Raw genomic sequence first — 11,568 nt, 5'->3', positions numbered from 1 at the left:
CTGCAACTAGAATAAGCTCATTATTTCTAAGCAATAAAAAAAGCTAGCATAGCGCTAGCTTTTTTTAGGTAAATCGTTTGGAAAAGGGGTCTATTTAAATGTAACAAATAATTGTAAATCTATTATAAATACAATGTAAATTTTTCCTTACCAATTATTATTTTTATATTTTTTATAATAGTTAAACTGGCGAGCTAACAAATAAAGTTTCCGGGTAAAATGATTATCCTTTTTATAAAAAAGCGGGTTTCCCCATTTCCCTTTTTTGATAAGCATTCGAACTTCCTTTTGAATCTCTTTATTCTCAACAAATTTGTTTAATACTATTTTCGGAACAACGGTGAATAAATAGTGTTCATTTAACAACGTGAGTGGTTTTTCTTTTTCATAAATAACATCATCTACAAAATATCTTGCCATATTATGCCCTAGAGCCGTTGTGTAATAACTAGAACGACCTTGTCTAATATTCACTTCGAATACTTTAAATTTCCCGTCACGTTCATCAAATTTCAAATCGAAATTTGCAAATCCTACATATCCTACTGCTTCTAAAAAGTGTAAAAGCTTTTTCATCATTTCTTCATTATATCTTGTAATAAGTGCAGTATAGTTACCTATTGCTGTAACAGTATGTTCTTGTAATACAACTTGTGCAAATGTACTCAACTGAGCTTTTCCTTTTGAACTCATGTAAATAACGGAATCCCACATATACGTGTCGTCTCCAGGAATATAATCTTGTATGATTAAATCTTCTTCATACCCACTTGCATTCACTTGGTTTATTACATCATTCAATTCTTGACGAGTTTCTACGCGATACACTTTTTGTTGTCCTGGAAATTTATTTTTATAATATTGAACTCCGTTACTAGGTTTTATGATTAAAGGGAAAAGAACTTCTTCTGTGAAAGGCTCTTTCTTTAAACAAGAATAGTAATATGTTTTCGGCGCATCGATTCCGTGTTCTTCACATAACTTGTAAAAATTAGATTTGACAAGTAGATTATTCATTAGATCTTCAGTCATGTAGTTAAAAACATACATTTTTTTCAACGCTGTTGCATTTTCGATAATTAATCGTACATAAAAATCGTTCGTACCTATGAGTAATAATCGCTTGCCATTAGTCTTGTACTTATCTGCAATCTGAGTTAAAACATAAACAAACGCATTTTTATCCCAAAGATTTGCGTGGATTTCAACATGCTCTATTACATTACTCAATTTAGTAAAAGACATTTCTTCTTTCCCAACCAAAATCGGTTTTATATTATATTCCTCATGGAATGAAATTGCCATATTGTATGCGTTTATGTCTGTCCCTATAATGATAGGAATAAAAGGTTGGTTATTCATAATTACCTCCGTTAACTTTTAGCAATTGGAATGTACACATTAAATACTGTACCTTCTCCAACTTTACTTTCTACCTCTATTAATCCGTGATGTGCCTCAACGAGATGTTTCACGATAGCAAGTCCAAGACCTGTACCCCCAGAGTTTCTACTTCTTGCCCGATCGACACGATAAAAACGTTCAAATATTCGATTAATCTCAGATTCGCAAATCCCTATTCCTTCATCTCTAATTTGAAAAATTCCATATTTTTGGTTTTTAAAAATATTAACTCTTACAGTTGTATTTTCCGGTGAATAGTTAATGGCGTTTGCGAGTAAATTCATCATTATTTGGATTAATCGATTTGTGTCTCCTAATACATAGACCTCTTCATCTACTATCGATTCAATCATCATATTTTTTTCTTCCACTAAATGTGTCGTCATTTCCAGCCCACGATTTAGAATATCACTAAGTCTTACTTTTTGTAATGAGATTTCATAGCCTACTTGCTCCACTTTTGATAAATCCAGCAAATCGTTAATAAGCACCTGCAATCGATTACTTTCTTTATGAATAATTTCTAGAAAAGAAAGTAATGTTTCTTCATTTTTATACGCACCGTATAATAATGTCTCCGAAAATCCTTTAATAGAAGTGACCGGTGTTTTTAGTTCATGAGATACATTCGCCACAAAATCTTTTCGAACTTGTTCTAATTTTACAAGTTCCGTTATATCATGCATCACTACTACAATCCCAAGCCATTTTCCGTGTTCTCCAATGACTGGTGCACCATAAGCATCCTTATAATATGTGTGTAAATTTCTTTGGAATTGAATTTGCTCTCTGCTAGAGGATTCTGTTAAAAATAATTTATCGATAAACTCTTCAATTTTTTCAGGCAATCCAATTTTGCTAAAAAGTTTACCATCAATATTTTCTAAAGAAATTTGTAATTGTTCTAAAAACGATCGATTGACTATTGTCACGATTCCAGTTCGATCAATCATAATTAACGCACTGCCCATATTCTCAATCAATGTCTTTAAACGTTCTTTTTCCGTTTCACGCATAACTGAAATATCATGTAAATTACGAGCGAGAATATTAATAGAATTACTGAGCATGGACATACCAGAAAAATCATCTTCAAATGCTCTAATTCGATAGTTACCTCGAGCGAGTTCCATTGCAGTTTCTGTTAAGTGTTCAATTGGTTGGGCATATTTTTTAAAAATACTTGACCCTAGTAACAATGCAATAAGAAAAGCTATTAGGAACGTAAGAAATAAAAATAGCCATAGCGAATGTTGCTCACTTATAGAGACGTCACTATTGAGATTTGAGGACATTTGTTGAATGACAGCTTGTTGCTCATTTTTTGTTAAATCCGTTGTGCTCAAATAGTCAGATAACGTATCCATTTTTGAACTGATGACTGATTGTGCAGAACGATCTACAAAAACAGGAAAAAGCTGTCCAAGGACAACTCCTAGTCCAGCTAATATTAACCCAATTAATATAGAATACGTACGTAAAATTCGTGATTGAAAGGTTCTCATAGAGACTTTGGCTCCTCGAACTTATACCCAAGACCTCGAATCGTTTTAATGAATATCGGCTTTCTGCTATTTACTTCAATTTTGTCTCTTAAGTGACTAATATGTACATCCACAATTCGAGTATCTCCTGCAAAATCATAATTCCATACAGCACTTAACAGCTGATCTCGTGTTAAAACTCTATTTTTATTTTCAATTAAATAAACAAGTAACTCAAATTCTTTTGGAGTAAATTCAATTTGTTCGTTGCTTAATAAAACTTCAAAGCGTTCAGGAAAAACTTGTAGTGGACCAAAAGTGTATTGCTCCTCTGTAGGCTTTTGTTCCGTGTTTTGAGTTTCAGAAGACATGCCAGAACGGCGTATCATTGCTTTTACTCTGGCAGTTACTTCTCTCGGACTAAACGGTTTTGTCATATAATCATCTGCACCTAACTCAAGACCGAGAACTTTATCAAACTCTTCATCTTTTGCAGTAAGCATAATAATAGGTGTTTGAATTTTTTTTAATCTAAGCTCTTTACATATTTCCATGCCATCCATATGAGGTAGCATCCAGTCTAGTACTATTACATCTGGCTGTTCGTTTAATGCTAGATTTAATCCTTCTAAACCATCACTAGCTGTAATAACACCAAAACCAGCTTCTTCTAGATTATATTTTAATAATGTTACGATTGAGCTTTCATCATCTACTACCAATACTTTTCTCATTTTTTGGCCTCCAAGTTGATTTGAAACCCCCATTCCAAATCAATCGACTACAAAGACTGTTCTTAAGTAAATCTATTTATTTTTTAGCAATGGTGGTGAAACATGGAATACACCTTCCACTACTGTTTGTTCATCCTGATTTTGTGCAAATACTTGAATCACGACCTCGTTTGTATGAACATGGACCTCTTTCACTTCGAAGGTAAAGTCAATGACAGAATAATGATATGTTGGTATTGGAAAGTTTAACGATTGCTTTCTTAAATGAGATCCTGGTCCAGGTAAATACTTTGATATAGCAGACGTTATTATTCCTGTTAACATTATCGGCGGAACAATTGGTTTCTCAAAAAGTGTTTGGGATGCATAATCATGCTGAATATATAATGGATTGTTATCATTTGTTAACCCTAGATACAGAAGCAAATCTTTGTCTTCCATCTTTTCAGTAATGGTTAATTTATCGCCAACAGAAAGATCTTCAATCTTTCTACCCATTTTGCTTATTTTCCCCAATAACAATACGTCTTCCCCCATTCATTAAACTACCTCTATCTTAACAATAAGTGCAGTAAAAGTGCAAGGCGCTTATCATTTCTGGACTTCTTAGGAATACACATCTACTATACCATTACCTTAAAAAACCTTTAAGAAGTAGGGTAAGTGACTGCTTCTCCTCCCCCTATCGCTTTTTGATAATCTTGTGGTGGATGTTTTCAACGTTAAATAGGAGCTGACATATTCAATTCTCCTCTATAACATTTCAATTTTTTGTAGTATCAAAAGAGGGAAATGCTGAAGGGGCCGTCCCTACCATTCAAAATCCCAGTAATGGAATAGTAAGTAGTCCTCCTGTCCAAAACAGTCCGAAAACACCTAAGAACAAAGTAAGTAACCGTCAGGCGCACATTCTTCTGCAGCGATAGTTGAGTCTGTACGTAGAAGCGCTTGTAGAAAGTTATCTAAAAGTCCAAATTAGATAACTCCTGAGAAGTAAAAAATCGAGCAGGTTTTTCACCTGCTCGATCACCATTAAATGCAAATTCACTGACAAGCAGCTGATTTACATAATATTAAGCTAGAACGTTCATAACTGCTTTAACAGAATCAGCAGATTTATTTAATAATGTTTTCTCTTCTTCTGTTAGTTCTAATTCGATAATTTTTTCAATTCCATCTGCACCTAATACAGTTGGTACTCCAAGATAAATACCGTTCATACCATATTCACCTTCTAAGTAAGCGATAGATGGTAATACACGTTTTTGATCTTTAAGAATTGCTTCCGCCATCTCAACTAATGATGCAGCTGGTGCATAGTAAGCAGAACCATTACCAAGAAGGTTAACAATTTCAGCTCCACCTTTACGAGTACGGTCAACAATTTCTTCTAAACGAGCTGCATCGATTAGTGTTTCTAATGGAATACCACCCGCGTATGAATATCTTACTAATGGAACCATGTCATCACCGTGTCCACCAAGAACGAAACCAGTTACATCTTTAACAGATAGGTTCAATTCTTGAGCAACAAACGTACGGAAACGAGCAGTATCAAGTACGCCTGATTGCCCGATAACACGTTCTTTTGGTAAACCAGATTCTTTATAAACAGTGTAAGTCATTGCATCAACTGGGTTAGTTAATACAATGATTATTGTATTTGGAGAATATTTAACAATCTCACTAGTTACAGCTTTCATAACCTTTTGGTTTGTTTGAACTAGATCGTCACGGCTCATTCCTGGTTTACGAGCAATACCAGCTGTAATGATCACTACATCTGAGTCTTTTGTATCTTCATAGTTTGAAGTTCCAATGATACTTGCATCAAAGCCTTGAACTGGACCAGCTTCAGCCATATCTAATGCTTTCCCTTTAGTTGGATTTTCAGCTTGAGGAATATCGACTAAAACAATATCTCCTAGTTCTTTTTGAGCTAGTAGGAATGCAGTTGTAGCACCAGTGAATCCGCCACCGATTACTGAGATTTTATTTCGTTTCAATGTCATTTCGAAACTCTCCTTTTATTTTATATAAAAAGAGAGGGAAAAACCCTCTCTAATAAAACCAAGTTTCAATAACTTCTTACATGTTTTTAATTAGTTCATCTGCGAATTCTGAACATTTTACTTCAGTCGCTCCGTCCATTAGACGAGCAAAGTCGTAAGTAACAACTTTAGAAGCAATAGATTTTTCCATTGAATCCATGATTAATTTTGCAGCTTCATTCCAGCCAAGATGTTCAAGCATTAATACACCTGAAAGAATAACGGAAGAAGGGTTTACTTTATCAAGACCAGCATATTTTGGAGCTGTTCCGTGAGTTGCTTCAAAAATGGCATGACCAGTTACATAGTTAATATTAGCACCTGGAGCGATACCAATACCACCAACTTGAGCAGCTAGTGCATCAGAAATATAGTCACCATTTAAGTTCATTGTTGCAACTACATCGAACTCTTTTGGACGAGTTAAAATTTGTTGTAAGAAGATATCAGCGATAGAATCTTTTACTAAGATTTTACCTGCCGCAAGAGCATCTGATTGTGCTTTATCAGCAGCTTCTGTACCTTGTTCTTCTTTAATTTTGTCGTACTGATTCCATGTAAATACTTTATCGCCAAATTCTTGTTCAGCTACTTCGTAACCCCAAGTTTTGAAAGCACCTTCAGTGAATTTCATGATGTTACCTTTATGAACAAGTGTTAAAGATTCGCGACCTTCTTTAATAATATAGTTAAGTGCAGAGCGAACTAGACGTTTTGTACCCTCTTCAGAAACTGGTTTAATACCGATACCTGAAGTTTCAGGGAAACGAATTTTGTTAACACCCATTTCATTTTGAAGAAATTCAATTAGCTTTTTCACTTCATCTGAACCTTTTGCATATTCAATACCAGCATAGATATCTTCTGTATTTTCACGGAAAATAACCATATCTGTATCTTCAGGACGTTTAACAGGAGATGGTACACCTGTGAAATAACGAACTGGGCGAAGGCAAGTATATAGATCTAGCTCTTGACGTAATGCAACGTTTAGTGAACGAATACCGCCACCGATTGGTGTAGTAAGAGGTCCTTTAATAGCGATTAAATATTCTTTAATCACATCTAAAGTTTCTTGTGGTAACCACTCGCCAGTTTGATCAAATGCTTTTTGACCAGCAAGTACTTCTTTCCATTCGATTTTCTTTTCGCCATTATATGCTTTTTCTACTGAAGCTTCTAATACTCTTGACGCTGCTGCCCAAATATCTGGACCAGTTCCGTCACCTTCAATGAAAGGAATAATTGCTGTGTTTGGTACGTTTAGTACACCATTTTCTACAGTGATTTTGTTTGTCATTTTCAATTTCCTCCTACTATCATAATCATAGGGCCGTAAACATTGTATGTTTCAGCCCTAATCTAATAATAATTCCTTATTATCTTTCTTCAATTGGGATATATTTTTGCATGCCCGGTCCAACATACTCTGCACGAGGACGGATTAAACGATTGTTTGAATATTGCTCTAGAATGTGTGCAGTCCAACCAGACACACGAGATACAGCAAAAATTGGTGTAAATAAATCATGATCGATATTTAATGAATGATATACAGATGCTGAATAGAAGTCTACGTTAGGTGGTAAATTCTTTTGACCAGTAACGATTTCTTCAATTTTAACAGACATTTCATACCATTTCGACTCGCCACGAATACTTGTTAATTTTTTTGACATTTCGCGTAAGTGTTTAGCACGTGGATCACCTTTTCTATAAACACGGTGTCCAAAGCCCATAATTTTTTCCTTGTTTGCTAATTTATCATTAATATACCAGTCCACTTTTTCAACGGAACCAATTTCTGATAACATCTTCATTACTTGCTCGTTTGCTCCACCGTGTAATGGTCCTTTTAGAGCACCGATTGCAGCAACTACACCAGAATAAATATCTGAAAGTGTCGCAACACAAACACGTGCAGTGAATGTAGAAGCATTTAGTTCATGGTCAGCATGAAGTACTAGTGCTTTATTGAATGCTTCGATTTCAATATCTTCTGGTAACTCGCCAGAAAGCATGTATAAGAAATTTGCAGCATAGCCTAGATCTGTTTTAGGAGCAACTGGTTTAAGTCCTTTACGAACTCGAGAAAAAGCTGTCACAAGAGTTGGAAGTTTTGCCTGAAGTTTAATAGCTTTTAAGTAGTTAGCCTCATCTGACATATCTTCTGCAGCATCATCATATAATGCTAACATAGAAACGGCAGTTCTTAAAGCACTCATAGGATGTACGTTTGATATTGGATAAGTAGTAAAATGATTAAGAATTTCTTGGGGAACAGCCATATTATCAGCTAATAGTTGTTTTAATTCCGCTAGTTCATCTGCTTTAGGAAGGCGTTTATTCCAAAGTAAAAATACTACCTCCTCAAAACTTGCATTAATTGCTAAATCATCGATATCATAGCCAACGTATGTAAGTGTGTCATCAATAATTGAGCTGATGGCAGACTGCGTTGCTACAACTCCTTCTAAACCACGAGTTGCTGTCATATAAATCTCTCCCTCTTTTACAGAATAGAACTTCATCTACAAAAAACGGTAAATAAAGATTCATCTGTTAATGATATGTACCTTAGTAATGCTTACTATCGTATTATAATCAATATAGGCGATTTTGTGAATGAAAACGCTTAAGATTATTAAAAAATAACTTTCTATCTACTAATTTTTTGAAAAGAATGGGTGAAAATGATTGCTTTTCAAATAAATAAGAAAGAAGTTCTGACACAATGGATCCCCATTACTATTATTATACTGCTATCATTTATAGCCTACCCTCTAGCATTAGCAATTTTATGTGGATATTTTTTATACCCAATTACTAATTTCTTTTATAAAAAATTCAAACTTCCAATTACATTAAGTGTATTGCTTACAGAAGCTGTCATTTTATCTGGAGTTCTTTTATTATTATTCTTTTTGGTACAAACTCTCATTGATATAATCCCACTTATTCATGCCCATTTAGTAAAATTGCCAGTAGCTGAAATACAAAGGCATCCTATTTTTTTAATGTTTGAAGGAAAATTTCAAACATTATTAAACAAATTTATGAACGATCTTCTCGTGTATTTGACGCATTTGCCATCTTATTTTTTTGAACTTCTACTTTTTAGCATGGGTTTGTTTTTTTCTTTGCATGAATCTTTGAAGGATCGTCTCTGGTTTCTCGTATACTTTCCAAAGCAAACAAGACCTCTGTGTCAAAAAGCATTTAACAAAGTTTCGGGAGTATTGAACAAATTTATTTCTGTGGAACTAAAATTATTTTTCTTAACTTTGTTTCTTTTATCAGCTGGATTTTTCGTATTAGGAATGGAACAACCAATTAAGTACGCTTTTCTAATTTCTTTAGTTGATAGTGTACCCTTTTTAGGGACTGGCCTAGTTATGATTCCACTCAGTATTTATTTTTTTCTAGTCGATCAACATACAGTTGGAATAATCGTGTTTCTTTTATATATATTTGTACAATTAACTAGGCATATTGTAGAGTCCGTACTATGGTCTTCTTCTATGCAAATAAAGGCTGTTCACGTATTCTTCCTAAGCGCGACAGCCATTTTGATATTTGGTTTTATTGGGATTCTATTTAGTCCATTCATTTATTTATTCGCAAACAAATGGTCTGATTTTACAAAGACTTCATAACGATTACTTGACCATTTTTCATTTTTTTTCTAATCCATTTATAAATAAGTGGTTTAAATAAATTTCTTGTTGGGCCAAACAATAATAAAATCCCGATAATATCCGAAATAAAACCAGGTAAAATGACTAAAATTGATCCAACAAAGACGCATATTCCATTTATAGCAGCATCACCTGGTGCTTGATAATTTTTAATACTATCTGAAACCTCGCGAAATGCTTTCATTCCTTGTCGTTTTGCAAAATACGCACCGACAATTCCACTTGCTAATATAAGAAGAAATGTATTACTAACTCCAATCGCTTTTCCTGATAGTAGTAAAATATACAATTCTACTGCAGGAATAACAATGAATAAACTAATTAGCCATTTCATACAATCACCTTCCATATAATAATTGCCCCACCTTTAGTTGGTGAGGCAATTATAGATTATATAGTAATCATGTCAAAAAAACCTTAAATAATACTTGCTTGTCCGTGATAAATAACGCCACTTTCAGCATCAATTGTTAATTCTTGACCATTACTAATTAGTTTTGTTGCATCGTTTACACCGACAATTACAGGAATACCTAAGCTTAAACCAACTACAGCAGCATGGCTAGTTAACCCGCCCTCTTCTGTAATTAGTCCTTTACATTTTTCAATTGCTGGCATCATTTCGCGATCAGAACCAATCGTTACAATGATACTATCAGAAGTGTCTTGTCCTAGTAAGTCTCGTGCATTATTCACTACTATAGCTTTCCCAAACGATGTTAATTTACCAATTCCTTGACCTTTAGCAACCATATCACCAATGACGTGAACTTTCATCAAGTTAGTAGTACCTGCTTCTCCTACTGGAACTCCTGCTGTGATGACAACTAGATCACCATGAGTCACATAATGATGAAGGATACTTTCTTCTACTGCTACTTCTAAAATTTCATCTGTTGAATGTGCTTTTTTACCGACAATCGGATAGACACCCCAAACAAGTGTTAATTTCCTTGAAGGCTGAATAGAAGAAGTCACCGCTATTATCGGAACACCCGGTCTAAATTTAGAAATCATTTTCGCAGTATGACCACTCTCTGTAGGTGCAATTACAGCTTTTACTTTTAAATTTATCGCTGTATGTGCAACTGCTTGACCAATGGCATCCGTTAAGTTTACTTCACGTGCTTTACTTAACTTTGTTACAATAGATCGATAATCTATTGCATTTTCTGTTCTTTTTGCGATTTTATCCATCGTTTGGACAGATTCTACTGGATATAACCCTGCAGCAGTTTCCCCTGAAAGCATAATAGCATCCGTACCATCTAAAATTGCATTAGCCACATCGCTTGCTTCAGCGCGAGTAGGTCTTGGATTACGCTGCATCGAATCTAACATTTGAGTCGCTGTAATAACTGGCTTACCTGCGATATTACATTTTTGAATTAGACTTTTTTGAACTAGAGGTACTTCTTCCGCTGGGATTTCAACACCAAGATCTCCCCTCGCAACCATTAAACCATCCGAAACTTGAATGATTTCGTTAATATTATCGACGCCTTCTTGGTTTTCAATTTTAGGGATAATTTGAATATGCGAACCATTATTATGTTCAAGCAACTCTCTAATTTCTAACACATCTTTAGCTCGACGAACAAAAGATGCCGCGATAAAATCTACTCCTTGCTCAATACCAAATAAAATGTCTTTTGCATCTTTTTCTGTAATCCCTGGTAGTTGGACGGATACACCTGGTACATTAACGCCTTTATTATTTTTTAGAGTACCTGCGTTTTGAACAAATGTTGTAATAATTCCTTCGTTCTCATTTATTTTCGTTACGATTAATTCGATTAATCCATCGTCAAGTAAAATAATGGAACCCACTTTCACATCTTCGATTAACTTTTCGTATGTAATCGAGAAACGATCAACATTTCCCAAAACTTCCGTCATAGAGATTTCAATTGTTTGACCAGACTGCAACTCAATTGCATCATTCTCCATTTTATGCGTTCGAATTTCAGGGCCTTTTGTATCCAATAGAATCCCTACAATTTTTCCAGCTTTGATTGAAACTTCTCTTATTTTTTGAATTCTAGCCGCATGTTCTTCATGACTTCCATGGGAAAAGTTTAATCGAGCAACGTTCATACCTGCTTCAATCAATTTTTGTAACATTTCCTCTGATTCACTTGCAGGTCCAATTGTACATACTATTTTTGTTTTTCTCATTGTCTAATCCTTTCTATAA

The 11,568-nt window shown here is 34.5% G+C and carries 10 protein-coding genes; 1 reads left to right on the top strand and 9 read right to left on the bottom strand.

Annotated elements, in window-relative coordinates:
- Positions 1–147: 147 nt before the first annotated feature.
- The 7 genes from FG384_RS10255 to citZ all read right to left on the bottom strand — a co-directional run bounded on the left by FG384_RS10255 (position 148) and on the right by citZ (position 8,168).
- Positions 148–1,362, bottom strand: a complete 1,215-nt coding sequence (locus FG384_RS10255; protein ID WP_142642506.1) for a carboxylate--amine ligase — start codon at positions 1,360–1,362, stop codon at positions 148–150.
- Between the two features lie 11 nt (positions 1,363–1,373).
- The gene (gene pnpS, locus FG384_RS10250; protein WP_142642505.1) at positions 1,374–2,909 is read right to left on the bottom strand and encodes a two-component system histidine kinase PnpS; all 1,536 of its coding nucleotides are present in this window, start codon (positions 2,907–2,909) and stop codon (positions 1,374–1,376) included.
- Complete coding sequence (locus FG384_RS10245; protein WP_142642504.1) at positions 2,906–3,622, bottom strand: response regulator transcription factor; 717 nt, start codon at positions 3,620–3,622, stop codon at positions 2,906–2,908. The genes pnpS and FG384_RS10245 overlap by 4 nt, the downstream gene beginning before the upstream one ends.
- A gap of 72 nt (positions 3,623–3,694) precedes the next feature.
- Positions 3,695–4,144 carry a MaoC/PaaZ C-terminal domain-containing protein gene (locus FG384_RS10240; RefSeq protein WP_142642589.1) on the bottom strand — a complete coding sequence of 150 codons (450 nt, stop codon included), beginning with the start codon at positions 4,142–4,144 and terminating at the stop codon, positions 3,695–3,697.
- 551 nt (positions 4,145–4,695) lie between these two features.
- Positions 4,696–5,634, bottom strand: coding sequence for a malate dehydrogenase (mdh, locus tag FG384_RS10235; protein ID WP_142642503.1), 939 nt, complete (start codon positions 5,632–5,634; stop codon positions 4,696–4,698).
- A gap of 76 nt (positions 5,635–5,710) precedes the next feature.
- Entirely contained in the window at positions 5,711–6,973 is a 1,263-nt protein-coding gene (gene icd / locus FG384_RS10230) for an NADP-dependent isocitrate dehydrogenase (RefSeq protein WP_142642502.1), read from the bottom strand.
- A 79-nt stretch (positions 6,974–7,052) separates the two neighbouring features.
- Complete coding sequence (citZ, locus tag FG384_RS10225; RefSeq protein WP_142642501.1) at positions 7,053–8,168, bottom strand: citrate synthase; 1,116 nt, start codon at positions 8,166–8,168, stop codon at positions 7,053–7,055.
- Between the two features lie 198 nt (positions 8,169–8,366).
- On the opposite strand from citZ, the gene FG384_RS10220 reads away from it, so the two are divergent.
- Positions 8,367–9,329 (top strand): AI-2E family transporter, encoded by a 963-nt coding sequence (locus tag FG384_RS10220; protein WP_142642500.1) that lies wholly within the window; start codon positions 8,367–8,369, stop codon positions 9,327–9,329.
- On the opposite strand, the gene FG384_RS10215 is transcribed toward FG384_RS10220, so the two are convergent.
- Positions 9,313–9,705, bottom strand: a complete 393-nt coding sequence (locus tag FG384_RS10215) for an FxsA family protein (protein WP_142642499.1) — start codon at positions 9,703–9,705, stop codon at positions 9,313–9,315. The genes FG384_RS10220 and FG384_RS10215 overlap by 17 nt on opposite strands.
- Positions 9,706–9,788: 83 nt before the next feature.
- On the bottom strand, positions 9,789–11,549 hold the full coding sequence (pyk, locus tag FG384_RS10210) for a pyruvate kinase (RefSeq protein ID WP_142642498.1): 1,761 nt from the start codon (positions 11,547–11,549) through the stop codon (positions 9,789–9,791).
- Positions 11,550–11,568: the final 19 nt, after the last annotated feature.

Origin of the sequence: Psychrobacillus vulpis (genome assembly GCF_006861825.1) — a bacterium.
Lineage (GTDB): Bacteria > Bacillota > Bacilli > Bacillales_A > Planococcaceae > Psychrobacillus > Psychrobacillus vulpis.
This window is presented reverse-complemented; position numbering and strand designations above follow the sequence as displayed.

Bases quoted from the DNA above. Each gene is read 5' to 3' on its own strand.
- FG384_RS10255 (WP_142642506.1), bottom strand. From the start codon at position 1,362: ATGAATAACCAACCTTTTATTCCTATCATTATAGGGACAGACATAAAC.
- pnpS (WP_142642505.1), bottom strand. From the start codon at position 2,909: ATGAGAACCTTTCAATCACGAATTTTACGTACGTATTCTATATTAATT.
- FG384_RS10245 (WP_142642504.1), bottom strand. From the start codon at position 3,622: ATGAGAAAAGTATTGGTAGTAGATGATGAAAGCTCAATCGTAACATTA.
- mdh (WP_142642503.1), bottom strand. From the start codon at position 5,634: ATGACATTGAAACGAAATAAAATCTCAGTAATCGGTGGCGGATTCACT.
- icd (WP_142642502.1), bottom strand. From the start codon at position 6,973: ATGACAAACAAAATCACTGTAGAAAATGGTGTACTAAACGTACCAAAC.
- citZ (WP_142642501.1), bottom strand. From the start codon at position 8,168: ATGACAGCAACTCGTGGTTTAGAAGGAGTTGTAGCAACGCAGTCTGCC.
- FG384_RS10220 (WP_142642500.1), top strand. From the start codon at position 8,367: ATGATTGCTTTTCAAATAAATAAGAAAGAAGTTCTGACACAATGGATC.
- FG384_RS10215 (WP_142642499.1), bottom strand. From the start codon at position 9,705: ATGAAATGGCTAATTAGTTTATTCATTGTTATTCCTGCAGTAGAATTG.
- pyk (WP_142642498.1), bottom strand. From the start codon at position 11,549: ATGAGAAAAACAAAAATAGTATGTACAATTGGACCTGCAAGTGAATCA.